We start from the raw sequence: 24,523 nt of genomic DNA, 5'->3' as shown, positions 1-24,523 counted from the left end.
TCCACCCGCAATCAAGGCACGCCATGCCCACGCTCGACATCCGCGACCTCGAGGTCCACTACGCCGTCAAGGGCGGCTCGCTGCAGGCGCTGGCGCCTGTGAACCTGACGATGCACGACGGCGACTTCGTCGTCGCGCTCGGTGCATCGGGCTGCGGCAAGAGCACGCTGCTCAACTGCATCGCGGGCTTCCTGCCGCCATCGAGCGGGCAGGTGCTGCTCGACGGCCAGCCCGTGACCGGCCCCGGCGCCGACCGCGGCGTGGTCTTTCAGAAGCATGCGCTGATGCCTTGGTTGAACGTGCGCGACAACGTGGCGCTGGGCCTGCGGCTCGCCGGCATGGACAAGCCCACGCGCGACGCCATCGCCGAACAGAAGCTCGCGCTGGTCGGCCTCGAGAAGTACGCCGACCGCGCGGTGTACGAGCTGTCGGGCGGCATGCAGCAGCGCGTGGGCATCGCCCGTGCGCTCGCCAGCGACCCGGCCGTGCTGCTCATGGACGAACCCATGGGCGCGCTCGACGCCTTCACCCGCGAGACGGTGCAGGAGATTCTTCTGCACGCGTGGAACCAGTCGAACAAGATGGTCTTCTTCATCACGCACTCGGTCGAAGAGGCGCTGTTCCTCGGCACGCGGCTGATCGTGATGAGCCCGAGCCCCGGCCGCATCTCGCATGTCTACGACGACGTGCCCTTCTCGCGGCAGTTCCTGGCGCACGGCGACGCGCGCAAGGTCAAGTCGGAGCCGGCCTTCATCCGCATGCGCGAGGAAGTGCTCGCCATCATTCACCAGCGCGAGGCCGCCCATGCCTGACATCGCCATCGACGCACCCGCCGCGGCCATGCCTGCATCGGCGCCCGCTGCACCTGTGACACCGGCCACCACCGCCACCCCCAAGACCACGCGCTTCAAGGTGCCCGGTGAGGGCAACAGCGCGGGCATCAGCGTGCTGACCGTGGCCGTGCTCATCGCCGTGTGGTTCGGCGTGACCAACCTCGGGCTGGTCAAGCCGATCTTCCTGCCCACACCGCAGGCCGTGTTCCAGCAGTTCTACGAATACCTCACCGGCCAGGCCAACGACAAGCCGCTGTGGCAGCACTTCCTCGCGAGCATGCTGCGCGTGTTCTCGGCCTTCGTGCTGGCCTGCGTGACGGCGATTCCCATCGGCATCGCGATGGGCATGTCGCGCACGGTGCGCGGCATCTTCGACCCGCCGCTGGAGTTCTACCGGCCGCTGCCGCCGCTGGCCTACCTGCCGCTGATCATCATCTGGTTCGGCATCGACGAAGTGCCCAAGGTGCTGCTGATCTTTTTGAGCTGCTTCGCACCGCTGGCGCTCGCCGCGCGCTCGGGCATGCGCAGCGCGTCGCAGGAGCAGATCAACGCCGCGTACTCGATGGGCGCGAGCTACCTGCAGGTGATCCGCCACGTCATCCTGCCCTCGGCCATGCCCGACATCCTGATCGGCATGCGCATCGCCATCGGCTTCGGCTGGACCACGCTGGTCGCCGCCGAGATGGTCGCCGCCAACGTCGGCCTGGGCCAGATGGTGCTGAACGCATCGAACTTCCTGCGCACCGACATCGTGATCATGGGGATCATCGTGATCGGCGTGGTGGCCTATCTGTTCGACCTGCTGATGCGATGGGTCGAGCGCAGGGTGGTGCCGTGGAAGGGGCGGATGTAGCCCGCCGCCGAAGGGCCTGGTCGAAGACCGGACATCGCCAAAGGCGGCCGTGGCAGCGGGCATCATCCGGCCATTTCCACTCTGCCCGAACAACGTGCAAAGCCTCCAAGCCCTGTTCTCCGACCCGACCGCCTGGGCGGCGCTGGTCGCCCTGGTGATCATGGAAGTCGTCCTCGGCATCGACAACCTGATCTTCATCTCGATCCTGTCGAACAAGCTGCCGGCGCACCAGCGCATGCGGGCACGCCGCATCGGCATCGGGCTCGCGCTGATCATGCGGCTCGGCCTGCTGTCGATGATCGCGTGGCTGGTCGGGCTCACGGCGCCGGTCTTCGATCTCGGCCTGAATGGCACGCTGGACGCCAACGGGGCGCCGAGCTTCGAAACCCTGTTCTCGTGGCGGGACCTGATCCTGATCGCCGGCGGCCTCTTCCTGATCTGGAAGGCCACGAAGGAAATCCACCACCACGTCGATCCGCCGCCCACGGCGGGAACGGCCGGTGCCGGCGCCGCCGCATCGATCGCGTTCTCGTCGGTGCTGGTCCAGATCGTGCTGCTGGACATGGTGTTTTCCGTGGACTCCATCCTCACGGCCGTCGGCATGACCGACAACCTGGCCGTGATGGTGATCGCCGTGATCGCGGCCGTCACCGTCATGCTGATCGCCGCCGAGCCGCTGGCCAACTTCATCCACCACAACCCGACCGTCGTGATGCTCGCGCTCGGGTTCCTGCTGATGATCGGCGCCGTGCTGATCGCGGACGGCTTCGGCGTGCATGTGCCCAAGGGCTACATCTACGCCGCGATGGCCTTCTCCACGCTGGTCGAAGTGCTCAACATGCTGTCGCGGCGCGCCAAGAGCCGGTCGGCCTGACCGCGCGCCACGCGGGCATTCAGCCCGGGGGCGCGTGGCAGACCGCCTCGACGTTGTAGCCGTCGGGGTCCAGCACGAAGCAGGCGTAGTAGTGCGGGTGGTAGACCAGACGCAGGCCGGGCGCGCCGTTGTCCGTGCCGCCGGCCGCCAGTGCGGCGCGATAGAACGCATCCACGCTCTCCCTGTTTCGTGCGCGAAAAGCGACGTGGCTTCGGGGCACGAGCGGTGTGCCTTCGGTGAGCCAGAACTCACCGGCCGGATCATCGAACGGCCCCGGCGCCGCCTTGCCATAGCCGACGGCATCGCCCAGGTCGCGCCGGGGCACATGGCCCAGGGTTGCGAGTACGGGTTCGTAGAAGCGCTTGCTGCGCGACAGGTCCGAGACGTGGATGCCCGTGTGGTCGATCATGGCGGCAGTATCTCCCCGACCATCAGGCGATGGCCGTCTGGTGTGGCGACGCGAACGCACGCGGTCTAATCGTGTTGACGACTCTTGCGATGGCGAAAGGCATGGCGCCGACCGCACGAGGCAACGGCGAAGTTTCTCGTACCATGACCAAAATAAACATGAAACTGATGTCGAAGGAGTTTGAGCGCGATGACGGACTATTTCACGAGTAGCCATTTCGATCTGCTTAATAAATGGAAAGGGACGACCTACAACAAGTCCATTCCGGAGCAGAAGACGGTCTACGAAAAACTCTATGAAGCGTTCGACGTAACGAAGCGATGGGCCGAAGCGGTTCAACAGTCCTTCTTTCCGATGGGCAGCAACAAGACAGTCCGAAAACCGACCGATCAATGGCAGAAGAGATTCATCCCGTATAACTGGGGAAGAATCTACCCTTCGGCCGATGCTCCGCGGGAGTTGGCGTATACCGTCGGAATAGACGTTGATGGTTTCACCGTCAAGATCGACGTCATCAATAACCTCTCGAAAAGTGATCCAGATCTGCGCAAAAGATACGACGATCTCAGTCAGCAGTACCCGAAATCGCCTTTTAGGGCGACTCTGTCAGTGCCCGAAGGACTGAACATGTCGTTCGTAGAATTAATGGAATGGACTGTCAAAGCCATTCAAGGCTTCGAGCTTCGCTATGAGGACGTCGTTTCCAAGCTCGACCTTCGCAAGGCCATCAGCGATCAGGATTTGCTCAAACACTTCGACAGCAAACCCGCGTTCCAGACTTTCCGTGCGTCGTGGTCACCGGAAGACACTGCGCTCTTCTGCCGCTTGGCACGTGCCGTTCACGATGCCGGTCTGGATTGGTGGCACATGAGTAAAGACATTCAGGTGCGCTTCGGGCGGAAAGATCCGGGCAGGGAGCGCGCCACAGGCGTACTTGGCGTGATCAGAGGCACGCGGAACCGTACCTTGTCCTGGACCCGCGCATTGGATCCAGTGACAAAGCTCAATCGTGCAACGCTGACGCCTGCATTGGTGGCGCAAATCGAAATCGGCTTGTCGAAAGAAGGAGACTCACTTGACGACTGGCTGGTGCTGGAGGCCGAGCGGCCGGGTCTTTGGCCCGATCAACTGCGTGACGACCCTGTCGAAACCGGCGAGGAACGCGACGAGCTTTACGACGAACCGCCCGACGAGCTGTCCATTGAGGATGAAGCAAGCGATGAAGATTTGGCAAGGCATCCTGTCAACCGCATCTACTACGGTCCACCCGGCACCGGCAAAACCTACGAACTGTCGAGACTGCTGAAGCGCCAGTACGAGCAGGCCACATCTTCCTTATCTGAGGAGGAATGGCGCGGTCAGTTCATTGCTCAATCCATCGCAAGACTGACATGGTGGGAGGGTGCCGCGGCAACGCTGTTCGACCTGGGCGGTACCGCAGAAGTCGATGCCATGCTTGCACATCCATTCATGAAGGCGATCGCCGCCACCAAGAGTGCGAACAAGACGCCACGCAATACGTTGTGGGGAGCATTGCAATACCACTCCATTCTGGAGTCGAGCACCGTGAAGATGAGCAAGCGCATGGCGCCTGCCGTGTTCGACAAGAACAAGGATTCGACCTGGTTTTTAACTGGCGACTGGGATCAGGCAGGCGCAGACCTAAAGAAGCTCGCAAGCGACTACAAGGCCGGACCACCCGCTAGCCAAAGCATCCAGCGCTATCACTTCGTGACCTTCCACCAGTCCTACGGGTACGAAGATTTCGTCGAGGGCTTGAGGCCCGTACTGGAAGGAGAGATGGAGACCGGCGACGTCCAGTATGAAATCCGCCCAGGTGTCTTCAAGGACCTGTGCCGCCGAGCAAGGTCGGCTCCCGGACAGCAGTTCGCCATGGTGATCGACGAGATCAACAGAGGCAACATCAGCAAAATCTTCGGCGAACTGATCACGTTGATCGAACCGGACAAGCGGGACGGCGCCGAAAACGCCCTGCATGTGACGCTCCCCTATTCCGGGGACCACTTCTCAGTCCCAGCCAATGTCGACATCATCGGCACGATGAACACCGCAGACCGATCACTTGCACTTCTCGATACCGCATTGCGGCGACGTTTCGAGTTCGTTTCGGTCATGCCGGATGCGCGCGACGAGCCAGGTGCGCCGCTGGCGGGTTTGCGAGTCAACATCGGCGGCCAGTCGATTCACGTGCCCCGGATGCTGGACGCGATCAACCAGCGCATCCAGATGCTTTTCGATCGCGACCATTGCATTGGTCATGCCTACTTCACACCGCTTGCCAGAATCCCTGACGGAGATGAACGGTTGGTCGCGTTGCAACAGGTATTCAGGATTCGAATCCTTCCGTTGCTGGAAGAATATTTCTTCGAAGACTGGCAGAAGATTCGGCTTGTGCTAGGAGATAACCAGAAGCAAGAGGCAGCTCAATTCGTTTCCGAGAGCGATGATCACGAAGATGACCTGGCACGTCTGTTCGGCGGAAATCATGGAATGGAAAGCTACTCAATCAGGCGCCGCTACGGCGTACAGGAAGCTGCGTTCTCGAATCCGAACGCCTACATTGGCGTTTACCAAACCATGCCGACCTGAGTGCTGGAGAAATCGGTGGAAGGCATCACGATCTACGAGTTCGACGCCCTGGCGGCTGAAAACCCGGAGGACACCAAGGTCAGCGTCGTCGACGGCTTGCATAGCATTCCGCCAAACGTCTATGGGTGGCTGGAAGATGAATGCCGGCGAGCGGCCGACGAAGGCGGGTCGACTTGGCTGCGACTCGCGCAGCGCCGGGGCCAGCGTGTCGTGCAGGTCAAGAGCTTTGTGGGCGTGATCAACGCGCCGGGCGGCTACCAGATCGAGGTGCTACCCAAGGTTGGCAAGATGCTTGATGGGGGTGCCGTGGAAGCGCGCCAACTCTTGATCGAGATGCTGGGCTGCCTGAGAGAATTCCGGCACATCAAGACGGACAGCGCCAGGATTTCGGCAACTCGCATGCCATTGTGGGAGGTCTTCATCGCGGAGTTTCTCGGCTCTGTTGAGCGGGTCGTCAAACGCGGATTGCGGAGCAACTATTCCAGCAGGCAGGCAAATCTGTTTGCCCTGAGGGGCAGGCTGGTGGTGGCGTCGCATTTGCGACAGAACCTGTTTCGCGCCGATCGGTTCTTCACCGAGCACGACGAGTTTTCGATCGACAGGCCGGAGAACCGCCTATTGCATTCGGCGTTGCGGCGCGTACTCGCGCTGTCGAGATCGCAGGTCAACCAACAGTTTGCGCGTGAACTTGGGTTCGTGTTTGCGGATATTCCGCTTTCCGCGCAACCTAGGATCGACTTTCAACGCGTGCGTCTGGATCGAGGCATGGGGCACTACGCAGATGCGTTGGCCTGGTCCAGAATCATCCTCGAAGAGCAGTCGCCATTGACAGGCAAGGGCAAGCACCGTGCGCCGTCGTTGCTGTTTCCGATGGAAGCCGTATTCGAAGCCTTCGTCGCCAGGAATCTGTCGAGGCAACTGGCCCGGCCGCTCCAGTTGAAAACGCAAGCGAGCGATCATCATCTTGTCCATCATCTCGAGCAGAACTGGTTCAGGATGAAACCTGATCTTCTGGTACGCGACACCGGCAAGAACAAACTGGTTCTGGATACCAAGTGGAAGCTCCTGGACGGACTCAAGTCGAACGGCACGGACAAATACGGGCTATCGCAGGAAGATTTCTATCAACTGCAGGCCTATGGTCGAAGCTATCTCGACGGCCGGGGCGACCTGGTATTGATTTTTCCGAAGACCGACTCGTTCGCTCGGCCACTACCTGTATTCAAGTTCCCCGATGGCGGTGATCTGCAGCTTTGGGTATTGCCGTTCTGCTTGAAATCGCGACGTCTTTCTGTGCCCGACGACGCGTCGTTCGTGGACGATTTTTCACTCTGAGGCTGCCAAGCCGATCGACCCCGACCTTGCAAACACCACGCGCCGTAGATCGAGTGGCATCGACCAGTTGAATCCGCCGCCTGATGCAGACCCAGCCTATCCCCGCTCCCGCCCCATCCCCCGCACCGCCTCCCGCAACGCCCGAACCCCCGCCTCGATTTGTCCCACATCGATCGACGACAGCCTCAACCTGAAATACGGACACGGCCGCGGCGGCTGGGCGAAGAACACGTCGCCGGGTTCGATGAGCACGCCATGCTCACGCGCCCGCACGGCCAGCTCACCGCCATCCAACCAATCGGGCGTCTTCACCCACAGCGACGCGCCGCCCTGCGCGGGCGTGCATTCGAATTCGGGGATGTGTTCGGCCAGCGCCTTCATGGCGGCGTCCATGCGCTGTGCCAGCACCTGGTTCACGCGGCGCGCGTGCGAGTCGTGGTGGCCGAGCGAGAGGAACAGCGCATACGCATGCTGCAGGAAGGCGCTGGGGTGCCGCACCATGGCGTGGCGCAGCACGCGCAGTTCGCTCACCAGTTCCTTCTGCGCCACGATGAAGCCGAGCCGCATGGCGGGCGAGAGGCTCTTGCTGAGTGAGCCGATGTAGATCACGCGGCCGGTCTTGTCCAGGCTCTTGAGGGCGGGCGTGGGTTCGCCGGCGTAGAGGTTCTCGGCCTCGTAGTCGTCTTCGATGACGACGAAGTCCTGCAGCGCGGCCTTGCGCAGCAGCCACTGGCGGCGCTCCAGGCTCAGCGTGTGCGTGGTCGGGCTCTGGTGCGACGGCGTGACGAAGACGTAGTCGAGCGCGGGCAGCGATTCGACCACCAGCCCCTGCTCGTCGACCGGCACGCCGATGATCTGCGACGTGCGCAGCGAGAAGGTGTTGCGCGCATGCGGGTAGCCGGGCTCCTCGAAGCCGACGCGCGTGTGGCGGTCGAACAGGGCCTCGGCGATGAGGTAGCAGGCGTGCTGCGCGCCGACGGTGACCAAGATCTCTTCGGGCCGCGCGAACACGCCGCGCTTGGGCAGCAGGCGCGTGCGGATCTGCTCGATGAGGTCGGGCACATCGTCGGTCTCGAAGTCGGGCGTCCAGTGGGGCAACTGCGAGCGCGCGAGGCTGCGCACGCAGCATTCGCGGAAGTCTTCGGTGGGAAACAGCTGCGCGTCGTGCGTGCCGTAGACGAAGGGGTAGGGCACCTCGCGCCAGCGGTCGGGCTTCGACAGGGTGGGCTGGTCGGTCAGCGAGCGCAGCACGCGCGTGTGCCATTGCGTCGGCGTGCCGCTCGCGGCGCCTTCGCGGCTGAAGGGGTCGACGATGCGCGCGGGGTCGCCGATGGTGGCGGGTCGTGCGCCCTGGCGCACGAACACGCCCGAGCGCGGGCGCGCTTCGAGGTAGGCCTCGTCCACCAGCTGCTGGTACACGGCGGTCACGGTGTTGCGGCTCAGGCCCAGCGCCTGTGCGAGGTCGCGCGACGACGGCAGCGCCGCACCGGGGGCCAGCCGGCCGTCGAGGATGACCTGCACCACCTTGAGCCGCAGCCGCGCTTGCAGCGGCAGGCGGGTGTTGTCGTCGAGCATGAAGAGCTGGGCCCACAGCGGGCTCGACGCGGGCGGCAACGCGCTCATGCCGCCGATCGCTCCGCGCGTCGGCACGCACCCGAAAAGGGCGCGCGGACGTCGATGGTGCATGCGGTGGCGGGTCTGGCTTTCACGATGGGGGCGGACTGGCTCTATGGGGCAGAAGGGGCGGAGCTTAACCTTTGCTCACCCGCACACAGACGCAGTTTGCGTGCCGTTCGCCACACCGATCCGCCCCCGCCAAGGAAGCCTCTTGACCACCGCCACCCCTGCCGTCACCACCGACATGCTCGCTGCGTTTTCCGACGCGTGGAACCGCCACGACCTGCCCGCGCTGATGTCCTTCATGCACGCCGACTGCGTGTTCGACACCGCCGCCGGCCCCGAGGCTTTCGGCACGCGCCACACCGGGCACGAGGCCGTGTCCGCCGCCTTCGCATCGGCGTGGAAGAACTTCCCCGATGCGCAGTGGCGCAACGGCAAGCACCTGGTGATGGGCGACCGCGGCCTGTCCGAATGGACCTTCACCGGCACGGCGCTCGACGGCACGCGCAGCGAGTCCGACGGCGTCGACCTCTTCACCTTCAAGGACGGGAAGATCCTCGTCAAGAACGTGTTCCGCAAGGCCCGCCCCGCCCTGCCGCCGCTCTGACCCCGGACACCGCCATGAGCATCACCACGCCCCGCGAACTCTTCGCGCCCTACGACCCGGCCTACGACCCGCTGGTGTCCGACGGACCCGGCCACAACCTCGACTACGCCCCCACCTACTGGGCCGCCACCGCCGGCCCCGCGCCCGACGACGACGGCCCGGTGGCGGGCGATGTCGATGCCGACGTGGTCATCATCGGCTCGGGCTTCACGGGCCTCGCGACGGCACTGTTTCTCGCGGAGGAACACGGCATCAAGGCGGTGGTGCTCGAAGCCAACCGCGTGGCCTGGGGCTGCACCAGCCGCAACGGCGGGCAGGGCCAGAACGCCAGCGGGCGGCTGTACCGCTCGCAGTGGATCGAGCGCTGGGGCCTGGCCACGGCCAAGCGGCTCGACGCCGAGATCCGCTACGGCTTCCAGACCTTCAAGGACCTGGTCGCCACGTCCGACTGCGAGCCGCAGGGTGGCGGACACCTGTACATCGCGCACCGCGCGAAGAAGATGGCCTTCCTCGAGAACGAGACGCGCGTGATGCGCGACCACTTCGGCTACGACGCGCGCATGCTCAGCGCCGACGAAGTGCGCAGCCGCTACTGCGACGACCGCGACGCGCACGGCGCCATGCACGAGCCCGAGGGCATCTGCGTGCACCCGCTCAAGCTGGCCTACAGCTACCTGAAGCGCGCACGCGCCGGCGGCGCCCGCGTGCACCCGTCGAGCCCGGTGATCGGCTGGGAGACGAAGAACGGCGTGCATCACCTGAAGACGCCCGGCGGCACGGTGCGCGCCCGCGCGGTGGGCATTGCCACCGGCGCGTACACCGCACCCGGCCTGCACCCGACGTTGAAGAACCGCCTGTTCCCGGTGCTGTCGAACTCGATCGTCACGCGGCCGCTCACCGACGCGGAGCTGAAGGCGACCAACTTCCTCACGCACGAAGCCATCACCGACACGCGCACGCTGCGCTTCTACTACCGCCTGCTGCCCGACCGGCGCGTGCAGATCGGCAGCCGCAGCGCCATCACCGGCGCCGACGCGCACCGCGACGTGCACTACCGGCTGCTGGTCGACGGCCTCGAGCGCAAGTTCCCGGCGCTCAAGGGCATCCAGATCGACTACTCGTGGTGGGGCTGGGTCGATGTGGCACACGACATGATGCCGCGCATCGTGCAGCCCGACGCGAAGCAGAGCGTGTTCTATGCGCTGGGCTACGGCGGCAACGGCGTGTCGTTCTCGGCGCATGCGGGAAGGCGGCTGGCGCAGCGCATGGCGGGGCATGATGACGCGATGTTCGACCTCCCCATCTACGACAGTCCCTTGCCGTTCCCGGCCCAGGGCGAGTGGGCCGCGCCCTTTCGCCGTTTCGGCCAGCGCATGCTGTACCGCTGGTACCAACTGCGCGACGAAGTGCTCTGATGAGCGCACAGCCATCGGCGAATTCACAAGCGCCCCTGATGGGCCTCGACCTCCTCGCCGCACTCGGCGTCGTCGTCATCTGGGGCCTCAACTTCGTGGCGATGAAGTTCTCGCTGCGCGACTTCACGCCCTTCCAGCTCGGCACCTTCCGCTACGTGTTCGCGGTGCTGCCGCTGCTGTTCTTCATCAAGAAGCCCAAGCTGTCATGGCGCTGGCTGCTGCCGGCCGGGCTGGCGCAGCTCGGGCAGTTCGGCCTGCTGTTCGTGGCGCTACAGGTGGGCATGACGGCCGCCCTGGCCTCGGTGCTGATGCAGACGCAGGTGTTCTTCACCACGCTGCTGGGTATGGTGCTGCTGCACGAGCGGCTCAACGGGCCGCTGCGCGCAGGGCTGGTGCTTGCCGCGGCAGGGCTGGCCTGCTTCGCGCTGAACCTTGGCGGCGCCAGCGGGGGCATCACGCTGCTGAGCCTGCTGCTGAACCTGGGCGCCGCTGCGATGTGGGCGGTGTCGAACATCATCGTGCGGCGCGCCCAGCAGTCGCAGCCGGGCTACGACCCGCTGGGCTTCGTGGTGTGGATGTCGCTGGTGCCGATCCTGCCCTTCGCGGTGATGGCGTGGTGCTTCGAGCCCGCCGCCACGCGCTGGCAATGGACCCACGCGAGCTTCGGCGCCTGGGCCGGTGTGGCCTACCTCGGCTGGTTCGCGACCATCGCGGCCTACGCGATGTGGACCTGGCTGCTCAAGCGCCACGCCGCCAACCGGGTCGCGCCCTTCAGCCTGGGCGTGCCGGTGATCGGGCTCGCGGCAGGCATGCTCGCGCTGGGCGAGACGGTGTCGGGTTGGCAATGGGCCGGCAGCGCGTGCGTGGTGATGGCGCTGGCCGTCGTGATGTTCGGCGGGCGGTGGCGCCGGGGCTGACAGCGCGCCGGCGCGCCACCCGCCACAATTCGCGCCCATGGAGACATTGACCCGCCGCCAGCTCGCGCTGCTCGTTCCCCTCACGCTGGTGTGGGGCCTCAACTGGCCGGTGATGAAGCTGGGCGTGACGGACTTTCCGCCGCTGAGCTTCCGCGCGCTGTCGCTGTGGCTCGGCCTGCCGGTGCTCGGCCTGGCGCTGGTGGCGATGAAGGTGCCCTTCCGCGTGCCGCGCCGCCACTGGCCGGAGCTGCTGTGGCTGGCGGCCACCAACATGTTCGTCTGGCACGCCTGCATGATGCTGGCGGTCAAGGAGCTGTCGAGCGGGCGCTCGGCCATCCTCGGCTACACCATGCCGATCTTCTCGGCCGTAATCGGCGCATGGCTCTTCTCCAACCGCCTGAGCGCGCGCGCCTGGATGGGCGTGGGCGCCGCGGCTTTGGGCGTCGCGCTGCTGCTGTGGCACGAACTCGTCGGGATGGCCGGCAAGCCCGGCTACATGGCGCTGGCGCTGCTGGCCGCGGCGACCTGGGCGCTGGGCACGCAGCTGCTGCGCCGCACGACGATGGCGGTGCCCACGCTGACCATCTCGTTCTGGATGACCGCGCTCACCGCCGTCGTGATCACGGTACTGGGCGCGTTGTTCGAGCGGCCGCAGTGGAAGATGCCCGGCACCGTGACCTGGGGCGCCGTCCTCTACAACGCGGCGCTGATCTTCGGCTTCGCGCATGCGGCCTGGTTCTCGCTGGCCCGCGGGCTGCCGCCCATCGCCTCGACGCTGAGCGTGATGCTGATCCCGGTGCTCGGCGTCTTCAGCGGCGCGGTCTGGCTGGGCGAGGTGCTGCACTGGCAGGACTGGGCCGCCGTGGTGCTGATGGTGGTGGCGATCGCGGCGGTGCTGGCGCCGGCGCGCACGCGCTGAGCGCACCCACGGGGGCGGACCGGCGGCCTAGCAGGTATTCGGGCTGGCACTGTTCGTGCAAGCCCGATTGACACCAGATGCTTCAGACATAAAGTATTTACCTATGAATGAAGTGGCCCGCACAATGCCGGGGCACATGCATCGAAGTGGTGCCAACCTGACCTAACCGGAGTCTTCCCAATGCGCTCGAAGTCCACCAAGCCACCCGTCGCGACCGCCCTGTCCCGCACGCTGCGCTCCCTGATGCTCGCGTCCGCCTTCGGCGTGGCCGGCGCGGCGCTGGCCGCCCCTGTGAAGGTGGGCCTGGCGCTCGACATCTCCGGCCCCTTCGCCGCGCTGGGCGCCGAGGCGCGTGACGGCTTCGCGCTGGGCATCAAGCAGCTGGGCGGCAAGCTGGGCGGCCAGCCGGTGGAATTCGTCCAGGCCGACATGGCCGGCAGCCCCGACCAGGCCAAGCAACTGGTCGACCGCATGATTCAGCGCGACAAGATCGACCTGTTCTCGGGCCCGATCGGCTCGAACATCGCGCTGGCCGTCGGCCCGACGCTGTTCGCCGCCAAGGTGCCCTACCTGTCGTCCAACGCCGGCCCCAGCCAGTTCGCCGGCGCCCAGTGCAATGCCTACTTCTTCGGCACGGCCTACCAGAACGACCAGTTCCACGAAGCTGCCGGCAAGTTCGCGCAGGAACGCGGCTTCAAGAAGATGGTGCTGATCGCCCCGAACTACCCCGCCGGCAAGGACGCGCTGGGCGGCGTCAAGCGCCAGTTCAAGGGCCAGGTGGCCGACGAGCTCTACACCAAGCTCGGCCAGATCGACTACGCCGCCGAACTCGCGCAGATCCGCGCGGCCAAGCCCGACTCGATCTACTTCTTCCTGCCCGGCGCGATGGGCATCAACTTCATCAAACAGTTCGTGGGTGCGGGCCTGTCGAAGGACATCACGCTGGTCACCAGCGGCTTCTCGGCCGACGAGGACGTGATCGGCGCCGTGGGCGAGCCGATGCTGGGCCTGTTCAACACCTCGCATTGGGCGCACGACCTGGACAACCCGGCCAACAAGGCCTTCGTCGAAGCCTTCAAGAAGGAATACAACGGCCGCTACCCCTCGCTGTACGCCGCCCAGGCCTACGACGTGATCCTGGCGATGGACGCCGCCGTGAAGCAGGCCGGCGGCAACGCGCAGAACCGCGAAGCCGTGATCGCCGCGCTGAAGAAGGCCAACTACGCATCGACGCGCGGCAGCTTCAAGTACGCGAACAACCACTACCCCATCGAGAACTTCTACCTGCGCGTGATCGGCAAGAACGCGCAAGGCAAGATCACGAACAAGACGGTGAGCACCTTGTTGACCAACTACGGCGACACCTACGCTGCCAACTGCCCGCTGAAATAGGCTCTCCCCCGGGGCTTTGCGCACTTCGTGTCGCTTCGCCTTCCCCCTTCCGGGGGCAACACCAGCGGCCCGGCAAAGCCGGTTCCGCGGTGTTCCACGAACAAACCGAATCGTTCAACGGCCGTCAGGATTCATGACCGGTATTCTTTTTCTTGAGCAGTTGCTCAACGGCCTCGGCTTCGGCCTGATGCTGTTCCTGCTGGCCGCGGGTCTGACGCTGGTGTTCGGCATCATGGACGTGCTGAACCTGGCGCATGGCTCGCTGTTCATGTCGGGCGCGTACGTGGCGGCGCAGGCGCACCAGCAGAGCGGCTCCTTCGTCGCGGCAATCTTGTTGGCGGTGCTCGTCACCGTCGTCGTCGCGGCGCTGCTCGAAGTGCTGCTGATGCGCCAGCTCTACAAGCGCGATCACCTCGCGCAGGTGCTGGCGACCTTCGGCGTGATCCTGGTGGCCGACGACGTCGTCAAGATGATCTGGGGCCCGTCGCCGGTGATGGCGCCCACGCCCGCTGCGCTGAGCGGCCCGATCGAGATCATCGACGGCCTGCCCTACCCGGCCTACCGCCTGGTCATCCTCGGCGCGGGCGTGCTGGTCGCGCTGGCGCTCTACCTGCTGGTGAACCACACGCGCATCGGCATGCGGGTGCGCGCGGGTGCGTCGGACCGGCCGATGGCCGAGCTGATGGGCGTGCACGTGGGCCGCATCTTCAACGGCGTGTTCCTGCTGGGTGCGGCGCTGGCCGCGCTGGCCGGTGCGCTGATGGGGCCGATCGTCGCGGTGCAGGTCGGCATGGGCGAGCAGATCCTGATTCCCGCGCTGGTGGTGCTGGTCATCGGCGGCATCGGCTCGGTGCGCGGCGCCTTCGTGGCCGCGCTGCTGGTGGGCCTGGTCGACACCATCGGCCGCGCCTTCCTGCCGATGCTGCTGCGCGCCACGCTGCCGCCAGCCACCGCGGCCGACCTCGGCCCGCTCTTCGCCGAAGTCGCGATGTACGCGCTGATGGTGGTGGTGTTGATCTTCCGGCCCTCGGGCCTCTTTTCCGCCCGCGCATGAAAGCACGCTTCGTTCTTCCGCTGGTGCCGCTCGTCGCACTGGCCGCCTTCCCGCTGGTCGCGCCGCTCCTGGGCATGGAGTTCTACATCGGCTTCGTGCGGCGCGTGCTGATCATGGCGCTGGCCGCGGCCAGCCTCAACTTCATCCTCGGCTTCGGCGGCATGGTGGCGCTGGGGCACGCGGGCTTCATCGGTGTCGGTGCCTACACGGTGGTCGCCTTCGCCGATGCCGGCGTGACCTCGGCCTGGGTCCTGTGGCCGATGGCCGCGCTGGTCGCCGGCCTCGTCGCCGCGTTGATCGGCACGGTGGCCCTGCGCACCCGCGGCGTGTACTTCATCATGACCACGCTGGCCTTCGCGCAGATGCTGTACTTCATCGCCGTGTCGCTGCGCAAATACGGCGGCGACGACGGCTACACGCTGCCGGCACGGCCCGAACTGGGCCTGGGCTTCGACCTGGGCAACGAGTCGGCCTTCTACTGGGTGGTGCTGGTGCTGGTGGCGCTGGCGCTGGGCTGGATGCACCGCGCCACGCGCTCGCGCTTCGGCCATGCGCTGAGGGGCATCCGCGACAACGAGACGCGCATGCGCGCCCTGGGCTACCCGGTGTTCCGCATCCAGCTGGTGGCCTTCGCCATCGCCGGTGCGGTGGCGGGCCTGGCCGGCGCGCTGCTGGCCGGCGGCAACGGCTTCATCAGCCCGGGTGCGATGCACTGGACGCAATCGGCCACGCTGGTGGTGATGGTCGTCATCGGCGGCCTGGGCCGCAGCTGGGGCGGGCCGGTGGGTGCGGCCGTGTGGCTGCTGCTCGAAGAGGTGCTCAAGCAGTACAGCGAGTACTGGCATCTGCCGCTGGGGCTGCTGCTGATTGCGGTCGCACTGTGGGCGCCCAAGGGTCTCGCGGCGCTGTCGCGCAAGAAGAAGGCGGTGACGGCATGAGCCTGTTCCGCATCGAAGGACTGGTCAAGCGCTTCGGCGGCCTGCTGGCGACCGACCACGTGAACCTCACGGTCGACGCCGGCGAGGTGCATGCGCTCATCGGCCCCAACGGCGCCGGCAAGACCACGCTGGTCAACCTGATCTCCGGCCTGCTCAAGGCCGACGCCGGCCGCATCTGGCTCGGCGAGCACGACATCACGCCGCTGAAGGACCACCAGCGCGTGGGCGCCGGCCTGTCGCGCTGCTTCCAGGTGACGCGCGTCTTCGCGAAGGAGACGGTGCACGACAACCTGATGCTCGCGGTGCAGGCGCATGCGGGCAGCAGCCTGCGCTTCATGGCGCCGCGCGCGAACGAAAGCGAACTGGTTTCCAAGGCAGAAGCCCTGGCCGAGCGCGTGGGCCTGGCGAGCGAGCGCCACCGCATCGCGGGCACGCTGCCGCACGGCGCGCAGCGCGCGCTCGACGTGGCGCTGGCCCTGGCCGCGAATCCGAAGCTGCTGCTGCTCGACGAGCCGATGGCCGGCATGGGGCCGGACGAGTCGGCGCGCATGGTGGCGCTGATCGAATCGCTGCGCAACGAGATGGCGATCCTGCTGATCGAACACGACATGGACGCGGTGTTCCGCCTGGCCGACCGCCTGACCGTGCTGGTGCAGGGCAAGGTCCTGATGACCGGTACCGCCGACGAGGTGCGCGGCCACCCCGACGTGCAGGCCGTGTACCTGGGCACCGAAGCAGAGGGACATTCATGAGCAAGCTGCTCGAAGCGACCGGCATCGAGGCCGGCTACGGCGCGAGCCAGGTGCTGTTCGGCGTCGACATCGACGTGAAGCCCGGCGAAGTGATGGCGCTGCTCGGGCGCAACGGCATGGGCAAGAGCACGCTGCTGAAGGTGCTGACCGGCACGCTCAAGCCGATGCGCGGCAGCGTGCGTTTCGAGGGCGCCGAGATCGGCGGCACGCGGCCCGACGCCATCGGCCGCCGCGGGGTGGCCATCGTGCCCGAGGGCCGGCACGTGTTCCCGAACCTGAGCGTCGACGAGCACCTGCGCGCCTTCGCGCGGCCCCGGGCCGGGCAGGCGCCGCGCTGGACGGTCGATGCGCTCTACGGCCTGTTCCCGCGCCTGGGCGAACGCAAGGCCAACGCGGGCAACCAGCTCTCGGGCGGCGAGCAGCAGATGCTGGCCATCGCGCGTGCGCTGTCGACGCACCCGAAGCTGCTGATCCTCGACGAGGCGACCGAGGGCCTGGCGCCCCTGATCCGCGAAGAGATCTGGCGCTGCCTGGCCACGCTGAAGGCCGAGGGCGAGGCGATCCTGGTGGTCGACAAGTACGTGCAGCGCCTGCTGCCGCTGGCCGACCGGCACCTCATCCTCGAACGCGGCCGCGCGGTGTGGCAGGGCGACTCCGCCGCGCTCGACGCCGACCGCGGTCTCTGGACGCGCTACCTGGGCGTCTGAGGCTCCGCCCCGTTGCGGTTCCTGCGGCGCCGCCGGGCGAAGCGATTTCAATCGATTGACTAATATTATATTTTTCAACATAATATCGAAATCGAATTTGAAAGCACCCATGTCAACGACCCCCACCGTCATCGATCCCGAATTGCTCCGCGGCGCCGCCGGCCAGGCCGTCGGCGTGCTCAAGCTGCTGGCCAACCCCGAGCGTCTGCTGCTGCTGTGCCAGCTCTCGCAAGGCGAGATGTGCGTGAGCGACCTGGAGCAGACGCTGGGCATCCACCAGCCCACCCTGTCGCAGCAACTGGGCGTGCTGCGCGGCGACGGCGTGGTGCAGACGCGCCGCGAAGGCAAGAACATCTTCTACAGCGTGGCCGACCCGGCCATCCTCGAGATCATCACGCTGCTCTACCGCCTCTACTGTCCAAAGGAATGACCATGACGATCGACTGGCAGAACTTCACGCCCCTGTCCGCGCTGGCCGGCGGTGCACTCATCGGCCTCGCGGCGGCGATGTTCGTGCTGCTCAACGGCCGCATCGCCGGCATCAGCGGGGTGCTGGGCGGGCTGCTGAACCCGACTCGCGGCGACACGGCCTGGCGCGTCGTCTTCGTGGCGGGCCTGGTCGCCGCGCCGCTGGCCTACCGGCTGTTCGGCGCCCTGCCGGTGCCGCGCATCGACGCGGGCACCGGCGCGCTGGTGTTGGCCGGCCTGCTGGTCGGCGTGGGCACGCGCTACGGCGCGGGCTGCACCAGCGGCCACGGCGTCTGCGGGCTGTCGCGCCTGTCGCCGCGCTCGCTGGCGGCAACGCTGGCCTTCATGGGCGCGGGCTTCGCGACGGTGTTCGTGACACGGCACGTGTTCAACTTCTGAAAGGCGCATCCCCATGCAGATCCTGACCTCTTTGCTGGCTGGCCTGGTCTTCGGCTTCGGCCTGATCCTCTCGGGCATGGCCGATCCCGCCAAGGTGCTCGGCTTCCTCGACCTCGCTGGCGCCTGGGACCCCTCGCTGGCCCTGGTCATGGGCGGCGCGATCGCCGTCGGCCTGCCGGCCTTCGCGCTGGCCCGCCGGCGCAAGCTGTCGCTGATCGGCGCGCCGATGCGCCTGCCGACGCTGCGCCAGATCGACCGGCGTCTGGTCGGCGGCAGCGTTCTCTTCGGCATCGGCTGGGGCATCGCCGGGTTCTGCCCCGGCCCCGCGCTGGTCGCGCTCGGCATGGGCAAGACGCAGGCGCTGGTCTTCGTGGCCGCCATGCTGGCCGGCATGCTCGTCTTCGAGCTGCTCGAGCGGCGCCGCCGCGCGGCGCTGGCGCTCGCCGGCTGAGATCGACCCATGTCGAGCACCGTCAGCTGGGTCGCCGCATGGGCCACGATGGGCCTGCTGGGCGTCTACGAATCGGCCCTGGCGTGGGGCCACCGCCGGCACGGCGAGCCATCGGCCGCGCTGGCGCGCAACGGGCATGCCGTGCTGCGGGAGGACTGGTTCACGGCCGTGTCCGCCCACCCGGGGTCGGAGATCCTCGCCGTGCAGACGCTGCGCAATTCGCTGATGTCGGCCACGATGACCGCATCGACGGCGGCACTGGCCCTGATGGGCACGGCGACGCTGGCCGCGCCGTCGCTGCACTCGGCCCTCGACCCGGCGTCCAGCGCCGCACAGATCACCCCGCGCTTCATGCTCGAGCTGCTGCTGATGGCGCAACTGTTCGCGTCCCTCGTGCTGTCGGTGATGGCGGTGCGCTACTACAACCACGCCGGCTTCGTGAGCGCCATGCCGGTCGGCTCCGACGCGCGTCGGCGCTGGAACGATGCCGGCCGGGTCTACGTCCGGCGCGCCGGCATTCTCTACAGCTGGGGCCTGCGCCACCTGGTCCTGATCACGCCGGTGCTGGCCGGCATCGTCCATCCGCTGGCCGGGCCGGCGACGGCCGTCGTGGTGGTGCTGGTCCTGGCGGGCTTCGACCGCTTCGGCAGCGCGGAGCGATTGACGGCCACGCGGGCCGCCCCGCCCGGCGTCAGCGAACCACCAGCCCCTTGAGCGCCGGGTCGGCCGGCGGCACGCTGAGCTTCATGTCCTTGAGCGTCTTGACCAGCAGCTGCGCGATCATGAGGTTGCGGTGCGTCTTGTTGTTCGCGGGGACCACGTACCAGGGCGCCGCGTCGGTCGACGTGGCCTCGAGCGCCAGCGCATAGGCGCGCTGGTAGAGGCCCCACTTCTTGCGGGCGTCGAGGTCGCCCATGCTGAACTTCCAGTTCTTCGCGGGTTCGTCGATGCGCGCCTGCAGGCGCTCGCGCTGCTCGTCGGCGCCGATGTGCAGCATGCACTTGAGCACCACCGTGCCGGTCTCGGTCAGCAGGCGCTCGAAGTCGTTGATGTGCGCATAGCGACGCTGCGTCGCGGCCTTGTCGATCCAGCCTTCGACCACCGGCACCAGCACGTCTTCGTAGTGGCTGCGGTTCCACACCGAGATCTCGCCGCTGCGCGGCACCACCGCATGGCAGCGCCACAGAAAGTCGTGGGCCAGTTCGTCGAGCGAGGGCGCCTTGAAGGCCGCCACGCGCACGCCCAGCGGCGAGGTGCGCGAGAACACCCAGCGGATGGTGCCGTCCTTGCCGCTGGTGTCCATGCCCTGCAGCACCAGCAGGAGCTTGCGCCGGCCTTCGGCGTGCAGCAGGTTCTGCAGCTCGTCGAGCGTCTCCGCGAGCGCATCGAGCCGCACCCGCTGCTCGCCCTCGTTCCCGCAGTCCTTCAGGAAACGCACGTCGCCCGGGTCGATGTCGGCCAGGCGCACCTTGGCGCCGACACGGTACTTCTTGAAGCTGGTCATGGTCGTCTCCCCGGGTGCTTGAAGTGAATCAGCGTGCGCCGATGCGCGTGTCGCCGAACAGGGCCTTGAGCTCGCGCGGCTGCGAGCGCCAGTACTGCGGCGGCGCCTCGACCTGCGCGCCCAGCTCGGCGGCGGCGCGCCACGGCCAGTGCGGCTCGAACAGCGCGGCGCGCGCGATGGCCACCGCATCGGCCTGGCCCGCGGCGATCACGGCCTCGGCCTGCTTCGGTTCGGTGATGAGGCCGACCGCGAAGACCGGCACGTCGACCTCGGCCTTGATGCGCTCGGCCAGCGGCACCTGGTAGCCCGGCGACAGCGGGATCTTCTGCTGCGGCGAGACGCCGCCCGACGACACATGCACGAAGTCGCAGCCGCGCGCCGCGAGTGCCTTCGAGAAGGCGACGCTGCCCTCGATGTCCCAGCCGCCCTCGACCCAGTCGGTGGCCGAGAGGCGCATGCCCACCGGCATCGACGCCGGCACCGCGGCACGCACCGCCTCGGCCACCTCGAGCGGGAAGCGCATGCGGTTTTCGAGCGAACCGCCGTAGCCGTCGGTGCGCTGGTTGGACAGCGGCGAGAGGAACTGATGCAGCAGGTAGCCATGCGCGCCGTGCAGCTCGATGGCGTCCAGGCCCAGCGCCTGCGCGCGCTTCGCGGCCTGCACGAAGGCCGCCTTCACGCGCGCCAGGCCGGCGGCGTCGAGCGCCAGCGGAGCCGGCTCGCCGGCAGCATGCGGCAGGGCCGACGCCGACACCGTCTGCCATGCGCCCTCGTCCGGCCCGAGCGCCTGGCCGCCTTCCCACGGGATGTGGCTCGACGCCTTGCGCCCGGCGTGGCCGAGCTGGATCGCGATGGGCATGCGCGAGTGGCGGCGCACCGCCTTCAGCACGCGCGCCATCGCGGCCTCGGTCGCGTCGTCGTACAGGCCCACGTCCTTCGGCGTGATGCGGCCGATGGCCTCGACCGCCGTGGCCTCGATGATCAGCAGGCCCGCGCCCGACAGCGCGAGCTGGCCGAGATGGATCAGATGCCAGTCGGTCATGCAGCCGTCCTCGGCCGAGTACTGGCACATCGGGGCGATCACGATGCGGTTGGGCAGCGTCAGGGCGCCGACCTGCAGCGGGGAGAAGAGCAATGGGGAGAGGGGCGAGCTCATGACGTCCTTGGGTCTGGGTTGCGGGCGCGCACCATGCCTTCCTGCGCGGTCGATGCGACGAGTTGTCCGTCGCGCGTGTAGACGCTGCCGCGCGCGAGCCCGCGCGCGCCGCTGGCGCTGGGCGAGTCGAGCTGGTAGAGCAGCCAGTCGTCCAGGCGGAAATCGCGGTGGAACCACATCGCGTGGTCGAGGCTCGCCATGCGCACGCCGGGCTGCATGTAGCTCAGGCCATGCGGCAGCAGGGCCGCGCCGAGCAGGCCGTGGTCGGACGCGTAGGCCAGCAGCGCGCGGTGGATGAGCGGGTCGTCCGGCAGCGGCGCGACCGTACGCATCCAGATCGAGCGCGTGGCCGCGCGCCGCGCCGGCGCCAGCAGGTCGTCGGCCTCGACGGCGCGGAACTCGATGCCGTGCGGCTGCACGCCCTTGATGCGTGCGCGCTCGGGCAGGCGGTCGCCGAGGTCGATGCGCCGCTGCAGGTCGCTCTTGAGCCCCTCGGGGCCGGGCACGGCGGGCATCGGCAGCTGGTGCTCGACGCCCGGGTCCACCGTCTGGAACGAGGCCGACATCTCGAAGATGATGCGGTCGCCCTGGCGCGCCACCACGTGGCGTGTGGTGAAGCTGCGGCCGTCGCGCACCCGGTCGACGGTGTATTCGATCGGCGCGTGCTCGCCCGGCAGCAGGAAGTAGGCATGCATCGAATGCACCGGCCGGTCGGGCGCCACCGTGCGGCTGGCGGCCATCAGCGACTGGCCGAGCACCTGCCCGCCGAACACGGCAGGCGTGCCCAGGTCTTCGCTCTGCGCGCGGAAGCGGTCGTCGCCCAGCGGCTCGAGTTGCATGAGGTCGACGAGGTCGTCGACGAGACGGGCGGCGGTGGCGGGTTCGGTCATCGTGCGGGCAGGAGAAGGCGAAGAGCCTTGCACGATAGCAAAGGCGGCGGCGCCGCGCTGACGCCAGGACGTCGGCAGCAGCGGCGCCTGGCCCGCGCCGGGCTCAGCGATCGAGGTCGGCGCCGTCCGCCGCCAACGTCTTCTGCAATGCCACGGTGTCGATGTCCGCGAAGCGGCCAGCCCCCAGCGCCGCCGCGGCCGTGCCCGCGGCCTGCCCCATCACGAAGCAGCCGCCGCTCGCGCGCGCGGCCGACTGGCCCTCGTGCGTCATGGCGGCGCAGCGGCCGGCCACCAGCAGGTTGTCGACCGTCCTGGGCACCAGCATGCGCCAGGGCAGGTGGTTGTAGGTGTTGGCATCGTCGCGCGGAAAGGCCCACTGGATGCGGCCGTCGGCGTGCATCTCCATCGGCCAGCCGTTGAGGCCGATCACGTCGTCGAATTTCGCCGACGAGAGGATGTCCTCGCCGGTCAGCGCATAGACGCCCTCGATGCGGCGCGTCTCGCGCAGGCCCACCTGCGGCGCGATCTCGACGATGGCCGACTGCTCGAAGCCGGGCACCTCGGCCCGCAGGAAGCGGAAGTACTCGGCGATCTGGCGGCGGCCCTCGAGTTCGCCGTCGCTCAGCTCGCGTGCGTCGACGCCGTTCATCGCGGTGCCCTGCGCATTGCGGATCTGCGTGACGTTGGCGCGCCATTCGCGCGGGTCGATGTTGGGCCGCAGGATGGCGCCGTCGCGCGGGAAGCGGTAGGCGTCGGGGCTGCGCTCGCGCACCGCGTTCATCACGTCGTTGATGGCCTTGAACTCGCCCACCGCGGCCAGCGCGCGCGGCGCGTCGACCTGGCCGATGCGGAACATCGTGGTCGGGAACAGGCCGCTTCCGTGGCCGTCGCCCACCTCGAAGGGCACGCCGGCGAAGGCGGCCACGTCGGCGTCGCCGCTGCCGTCGACGAAGGCGTTGGCGCGGATCGCCTGGCGGCCGGACTTGGTCTCGACCACCAGCGCGGCGATGCGCGCGCCGTCCATCAGCACGGCAGCAGCGTAGGCATGGAACAGCAGCTCGACGCCCGCATCGAGCAGCAGCTGGTCGGCCGCGCACTTGTAGACCGAGGTGTCGTAGGAGCGCACGCGGATGCGGCCCTGCATGCCGTCCTGCGGTTTGTTCAGGCCGCCCATGGCGTCCATGCGCGCGAGCAGGTCGTCGGCCACGCCGTGCACCAACTGTGTCATCTCGCCGAGGCGCTTGCCGTACAGGCCGGCAAAGTTGGTCACGCCGCCGGCGGTGCCCATGCCGCCGAGGAAGCCGTAGCGCTCGACCAGCAGCGTGCGCGCGCCGTGGCGTGCGGCGCTCACCGCCGCGGCCAGGCCGGCCGGCCCGCCGCCGACCACCACGACGTCGTAGTCGCCGTACACCGGCAGTTCGCGCGCCGGCTCCTGCATCGGTGCGGCGCTCATTGCAGCTTGATGCCTTGCGACTGGATGATGCGGCTCATGATGGCCGCCTCTTCCTTCACGCGCAGCTGCATGCCCTCGGGCGAGGTGCCGACCGCCTGCCAGCCCTGCTCGAAGAGCTTCTGGCGCACCTCCGGCGCCTTCATGATCACCGCCAGTTCCTTCGTGATGCGCGCCTGCGCGACCGTCGAGAGCTTCGCCGGGCCGAGCAGCGCGACCCACACCTCGAGGGCGAGGTCCTTCACGCCGGCATCGGCCAGCGGCGGAATCTCGGGGGCCAGCAGGCTGCGGCCGCTGGTCAGGCCGATGGCCTTGAGCTTGCCCGCACGGATCTGCGGCAGCGCGATGCCCGGCGGGATGAGGGCGAACTGGATCTGGTTGCCGATCAGGTCGGTCACGACCTGCGGGTTGCCCTGGTAGGGCACGTGCACGGCCTTCATGCCGGGCACCTTGCTCTTGAGCAGCTCGGTGCCGAGGTGGCCGACCGAGCCCACGCCGACCGAGCCGTAGCTCCAGGTGTCGCCCGCCTTGCGCGCGGCATCGAAGAAGGCGGTGCCGCTGGGCAGGCTGTTCTGCGCGACCAGCACGAGCGGCGCCGTGGCGATGAGCGAGAGGTAGGCGAAGTCCTTGGCCGGGTCGTAGGGCAGCTTCGGGTACAGCATCTTCGACGAGGTGAGGTTGCCGTTGATGACGATCCCGATCGTGTGGTCGTCGCTCGCCTTGGCCACGAGGTCGGCCGCGATGTTGCCCGATGCGCCGGCCCGGTTGTCCACCACCACCGGCTGGCCCAATGCGCGCGACAGCGGCTCGGCGATGGCGCGCGCCGCGATGTCGGGCGTCGACCCGCCGGGGAAGCCGACCAGCAGGCGGATCGGCTTGGTGGGCCATGCGGCACCCTGTGCCGACGCGGCCAGGGGCAGTGCCGTGGCGGCGCCCAGGGCGAGAACGAGAAGGGAGCGACGCATGGAAT

General features: G+C 67.6%; 25 protein-coding genes. 18 read left to right on the top strand and 7 right to left on the bottom strand.

Translation table 11 applies throughout. From position 1 onward, the window contains the following. Positions 1-23 precede the first annotated feature (23 nt). The 3 genes from N8A90_RS16405 (at position 24) to N8A90_RS16395 (ending at position 2,560) form a co-directional block, all read left to right on the top strand. Positions 24-812 carry a taurine ABC transporter ATP-binding protein gene (locus tag N8A90_RS16405; RefSeq protein ID WP_262076037.1) on the top strand — a complete coding sequence of 263 codons (789 nt, stop codon included), beginning with the start codon at positions 24-26 and terminating at the stop codon, positions 810-812. Then, positions 805-1,686, top strand: a complete 882-nt coding sequence (locus N8A90_RS16400) for an ABC transporter permease subunit (RefSeq protein WP_410087693.1) — start codon at positions 805-807, stop codon at positions 1,684-1,686. The genes N8A90_RS16405 and N8A90_RS16400 overlap by 8 nt, the downstream gene beginning before the upstream one ends. A 94-nt stretch (positions 1,687-1,780) precedes the next feature. Beyond that, positions 1,781-2,560: a TerC family protein gene (locus N8A90_RS16395; RefSeq protein ID WP_262076036.1), complete on the top strand. Its 780-nt coding sequence runs from the start codon at positions 1,781-1,783 to the stop codon at positions 2,558-2,560. Positions 2,561-2,579: 19 nt separating this feature from the next. Here N8A90_RS16395 and N8A90_RS16390 read toward each other — a convergent pair whose 3' ends face one another. Next, complete coding sequence (locus tag N8A90_RS16390; protein WP_262076035.1) at positions 2,580-2,969, bottom strand: VOC family protein; 390 nt, start codon at positions 2,967-2,969, stop codon at positions 2,580-2,582. 189 nt (positions 2,970-3,158) lie between these two features. On the opposite strand from N8A90_RS16390, the gene N8A90_RS16385 reads away from it, so the two are divergent. After that, on the top strand, positions 3,159-5,579 hold the full coding sequence (locus tag N8A90_RS16385) for an McrB family protein (protein WP_262076034.1): 2,421 nt from the start codon (positions 3,159-3,161) through the stop codon (positions 5,577-5,579). Positions 5,580-5,594: 15 nt separating this feature from the next. Then, positions 5,595-6,914, top strand: a complete 1,320-nt coding sequence (locus N8A90_RS16380) for an McrC family protein (protein WP_262076033.1) — start codon at positions 5,595-5,597, stop codon at positions 6,912-6,914. A gap of 96 nt (positions 6,915-7,010) precedes the next feature. Here the strand turns inward: N8A90_RS16380 and N8A90_RS16375 are convergent, their stop codons facing one another. Further along, positions 7,011-8,537, bottom strand: coding sequence for a PLP-dependent aminotransferase family protein (locus N8A90_RS16375; protein ID WP_262076032.1), 1,527 nt, complete (start codon positions 8,535-8,537; stop codon positions 7,011-7,013). 238 nt (positions 8,538-8,775) lie between these two features. Between N8A90_RS16375 and N8A90_RS16370 the strand changes: the two genes are divergently transcribed. The 13 genes from N8A90_RS16370 (at position 8,776) to N8A90_RS16310 (ending at position 19,267) form a co-directional block, all read left to right on the top strand. Next, on the top strand, positions 8,776-9,141 hold the full coding sequence (locus tag N8A90_RS16370) for a nuclear transport factor 2 family protein (protein WP_262076085.1): 366 nt from the start codon (positions 8,776-8,778) through the stop codon (positions 9,139-9,141). Positions 9,142-9,155: 14 nt separating this feature from the next. Next, positions 9,156-10,556: an NAD(P)/FAD-dependent oxidoreductase gene (locus N8A90_RS16365; protein ID WP_262076031.1), complete on the top strand. Its 1,401-nt coding sequence runs from the start codon at positions 9,156-9,158 to the stop codon at positions 10,554-10,556. Then, positions 10,556-11,473, top strand: coding sequence for an EamA family transporter (locus tag N8A90_RS16360; RefSeq protein WP_262076030.1), 918 nt, complete (start codon positions 10,556-10,558; stop codon positions 11,471-11,473). Before N8A90_RS16365 ends, N8A90_RS16360 begins: the two co-directional genes overlap by 1 nt. A 37-nt stretch (positions 11,474-11,510) precedes the next feature. Then, entirely contained in the window at positions 11,511-12,392 is an 882-nt protein-coding gene (locus tag N8A90_RS16355; RefSeq protein ID WP_262076029.1) for a DMT family transporter, read from the top strand. A 180-nt stretch (positions 12,393-12,572) separates the two neighbouring features. Beyond that, complete coding sequence (locus tag N8A90_RS16350; protein ID WP_262076028.1) at positions 12,573-13,784, top strand: ABC transporter substrate-binding protein; 1,212 nt, start codon at positions 12,573-12,575, stop codon at positions 13,782-13,784. A gap of 133 nt (positions 13,785-13,917) precedes the next feature. Beyond that, complete coding sequence (locus N8A90_RS16345; RefSeq protein ID WP_262076027.1) at positions 13,918-14,838, top strand: branched-chain amino acid ABC transporter permease; 921 nt, start codon at positions 13,918-13,920, stop codon at positions 14,836-14,838. After that, positions 14,835-15,776 carry a branched-chain amino acid ABC transporter permease gene (locus N8A90_RS16340; RefSeq protein WP_262076026.1) on the top strand — a complete coding sequence of 314 codons (942 nt, stop codon included), beginning with the start codon at positions 14,835-14,837 and terminating at the stop codon, positions 15,774-15,776. Before N8A90_RS16345 ends, N8A90_RS16340 begins: the two co-directional genes overlap by 4 nt. Further along, positions 15,773-16,528, top strand: a complete 756-nt coding sequence (locus tag N8A90_RS16335) for an ABC transporter ATP-binding protein (protein WP_262076025.1) — start codon at positions 15,773-15,775, stop codon at positions 16,526-16,528. The genes N8A90_RS16340 and N8A90_RS16335 overlap by 4 nt, the downstream gene beginning before the upstream one ends. Beyond that, positions 16,525-17,235, top strand: a complete 711-nt coding sequence (locus N8A90_RS16330) for an ABC transporter ATP-binding protein (protein WP_262076024.1) — start codon at positions 16,525-16,527, stop codon at positions 17,233-17,235. Before N8A90_RS16335 ends, N8A90_RS16330 begins: the two co-directional genes overlap by 4 nt. Positions 17,236-17,344: 109 nt before the next feature. After that, positions 17,345-17,665 (top strand): ArsR/SmtB family transcription factor, encoded by a 321-nt coding sequence (locus tag N8A90_RS16325; RefSeq protein WP_262076023.1) that lies wholly within the window; start codon positions 17,345-17,347, stop codon positions 17,663-17,665. Between the two features lie 2 nt (positions 17,666-17,667). Further along, positions 17,668-18,102 (top strand): YeeE/YedE family protein, encoded by a 435-nt coding sequence (locus N8A90_RS16320; RefSeq protein ID WP_262076022.1) that lies wholly within the window; start codon positions 17,668-17,670, stop codon positions 18,100-18,102. A gap of 13 nt (positions 18,103-18,115) precedes the next feature. Continuing rightward, the gene (locus N8A90_RS16315) at positions 18,116-18,553 is read left to right on the top strand and encodes a DUF6691 family protein (protein ID WP_262076021.1); all 438 of its coding nucleotides are present in this window, start codon (positions 18,116-18,118) and stop codon (positions 18,551-18,553) included. Positions 18,554-18,562: 9 nt separating this feature from the next. After that, the gene (locus N8A90_RS16310) at positions 18,563-19,267 is read left to right on the top strand and encodes a DUF599 domain-containing protein (protein ID WP_262076020.1); all 705 of its coding nucleotides are present in this window, start codon (positions 18,563-18,565) and stop codon (positions 19,265-19,267) included. Here N8A90_RS16310 and N8A90_RS16305 read toward each other — a convergent pair. The 5 genes from N8A90_RS16305 to N8A90_RS16285 all read right to left on the bottom strand — a co-directional run bounded on the left by N8A90_RS16305 (position 19,245) and on the right by N8A90_RS16285 (position 24,518). Then, positions 19,245-20,057, bottom strand: a complete 813-nt coding sequence (locus N8A90_RS16305) for a PPK2 family polyphosphate kinase (RefSeq protein ID WP_262076019.1) — start codon at positions 20,055-20,057, stop codon at positions 19,245-19,247. The genes N8A90_RS16310 and N8A90_RS16305 overlap by 23 nt on opposite strands. A 28-nt stretch (positions 20,058-20,085) precedes the next feature. Further along, entirely contained in the window at positions 20,086-21,213 is a 1,128-nt protein-coding gene (locus N8A90_RS16300) for an NADH:flavin oxidoreductase/NADH oxidase (RefSeq protein WP_262076018.1), read from the bottom strand. Further along, positions 21,210-22,103: an acyl-CoA thioesterase gene (locus N8A90_RS16295; protein ID WP_262076017.1), complete on the bottom strand. Its 894-nt coding sequence runs from the start codon at positions 22,101-22,103 to the stop codon at positions 21,210-21,212. The genes N8A90_RS16300 and N8A90_RS16295 overlap by 4 nt, the downstream gene beginning before the upstream one ends. Before the next feature lie 103 nt (positions 22,104-22,206). Continuing rightward, positions 22,207-23,556 carry an FAD-dependent oxidoreductase gene (locus tag N8A90_RS16290; RefSeq protein ID WP_262076016.1) on the bottom strand — a complete coding sequence of 450 codons (1,350 nt, stop codon included), beginning with the start codon at positions 23,554-23,556 and terminating at the stop codon, positions 22,207-22,209. After that, a complete protein-coding gene (locus N8A90_RS16285; RefSeq protein ID WP_410087692.1) occupies positions 23,553-24,518 on the bottom strand; it encodes a Bug family tripartite tricarboxylate transporter substrate binding protein in 966 nt (321 codons plus the stop codon). The genes N8A90_RS16290 and N8A90_RS16285 overlap by 4 nt, the downstream gene beginning before the upstream one ends. Positions 24,519-24,523 lie beyond the last annotated feature (5 nt).

The organism is Variovorax sp. N23, assembly GCF_025486315.1.
In the GTDB taxonomy this organism is placed as follows: Bacteria; Pseudomonadota; Gammaproteobacteria; order Burkholderiales; family Burkholderiaceae_C; genus Variovorax.
The sequence above is the reverse complement of the archived record's forward strand: the minus strand, read 5'-3'. Positions and strand labels throughout refer to the sequence as shown.

What these genes read in the sequence shown, in the direction of transcription:
- N8A90_RS16405 (WP_262076037.1), top strand. Translation starts at nt 24, where the DNA reads ATGCCCACGCTCGACATCCGCGACCTCGAGGTCCACTACGCCGTCAAG.
- N8A90_RS16400 (WP_410087693.1), top strand. Translation starts at nt 805, where the DNA reads ATGCCTGACATCGCCATCGACGCACCCGCCGCGGCCATGCCTGCATCG.
- N8A90_RS16390 (WP_262076035.1), bottom strand. Translation starts at nt 2,969, where the DNA reads ATGATCGACCACACGGGCATCCACGTCTCGGACCTGTCGCGCAGCAAG.
- N8A90_RS16385 (WP_262076034.1), top strand. Translation starts at nt 3,159, where the DNA reads ATGACGGACTATTTCACGAGTAGCCATTTCGATCTGCTTAATAAATGG.
- N8A90_RS16375 (WP_262076032.1), bottom strand. Translation starts at nt 8,537, where the DNA reads ATGAGCGCGTTGCCGCCCGCGTCGAGCCCGCTGTGGGCCCAGCTCTTC.
- N8A90_RS16370 (WP_262076085.1), top strand. Translation starts at nt 8,776, where the DNA reads ATGCTCGCTGCGTTTTCCGACGCGTGGAACCGCCACGACCTGCCCGCG.
- N8A90_RS16365 (WP_262076031.1), top strand. Translation starts at nt 9,156, where the DNA reads ATGAGCATCACCACGCCCCGCGAACTCTTCGCGCCCTACGACCCGGCC.
- N8A90_RS16360 (WP_262076030.1), top strand. Translation starts at nt 10,556, where the DNA reads ATGAGCGCACAGCCATCGGCGAATTCACAAGCGCCCCTGATGGGCCTC.
- N8A90_RS16355 (WP_262076029.1), top strand. Translation starts at nt 11,511, where the DNA reads ATGGAGACATTGACCCGCCGCCAGCTCGCGCTGCTCGTTCCCCTCACG.
- N8A90_RS16350 (WP_262076028.1), top strand. Translation starts at nt 12,573, where the DNA reads ATGCGCTCGAAGTCCACCAAGCCACCCGTCGCGACCGCCCTGTCCCGC.
- N8A90_RS16345 (WP_262076027.1), top strand. Translation starts at nt 13,918, where the DNA reads ATGACCGGTATTCTTTTTCTTGAGCAGTTGCTCAACGGCCTCGGCTTC.
- N8A90_RS16340 (WP_262076026.1), top strand. Translation starts at nt 14,835, where the DNA reads ATGAAAGCACGCTTCGTTCTTCCGCTGGTGCCGCTCGTCGCACTGGCC.
- N8A90_RS16335 (WP_262076025.1), top strand. Translation starts at nt 15,773, where the DNA reads ATGAGCCTGTTCCGCATCGAAGGACTGGTCAAGCGCTTCGGCGGCCTG.
- N8A90_RS16330 (WP_262076024.1), top strand. Translation starts at nt 16,525, where the DNA reads ATGAGCAAGCTGCTCGAAGCGACCGGCATCGAGGCCGGCTACGGCGCG.
- N8A90_RS16325 (WP_262076023.1), top strand. Translation starts at nt 17,345, where the DNA reads ATGTCAACGACCCCCACCGTCATCGATCCCGAATTGCTCCGCGGCGCC.
- N8A90_RS16320 (WP_262076022.1), top strand. Translation starts at nt 17,668, where the DNA reads ATGACGATCGACTGGCAGAACTTCACGCCCCTGTCCGCGCTGGCCGGC.
- N8A90_RS16315 (WP_262076021.1), top strand. Translation starts at nt 18,116, where the DNA reads ATGCAGATCCTGACCTCTTTGCTGGCTGGCCTGGTCTTCGGCTTCGGC.
- N8A90_RS16310 (WP_262076020.1), top strand. Translation starts at nt 18,563, where the DNA reads ATGTCGAGCACCGTCAGCTGGGTCGCCGCATGGGCCACGATGGGCCTG.
- N8A90_RS16305 (WP_262076019.1), bottom strand. Translation starts at nt 20,057, where the DNA reads ATGACCAGCTTCAAGAAGTACCGTGTCGGCGCCAAGGTGCGCCTGGCC.
- N8A90_RS16300 (WP_262076018.1), bottom strand. Translation starts at nt 21,213, where the DNA reads ATGAGCTCGCCCCTCTCCCCATTGCTCTTCTCCCCGCTGCAGGTCGGC.
- N8A90_RS16295 (WP_262076017.1), bottom strand. Translation starts at nt 22,103, where the DNA reads ATGACCGAACCCGCCACCGCCGCCCGTCTCGTCGACGACCTCGTCGAC.
- N8A90_RS16290 (WP_262076016.1), bottom strand. Translation starts at nt 23,556, where the DNA reads ATGAGCGCCGCACCGATGCAGGAGCCGGCGCGCGAACTGCCGGTGTAC.
- N8A90_RS16285 (WP_410087692.1), bottom strand. Translation starts at nt 24,518, where the DNA reads ATGCGTCGCTCCCTTCTCGTTCTCGCCCTGGGCGCCGCCACGGCACTG.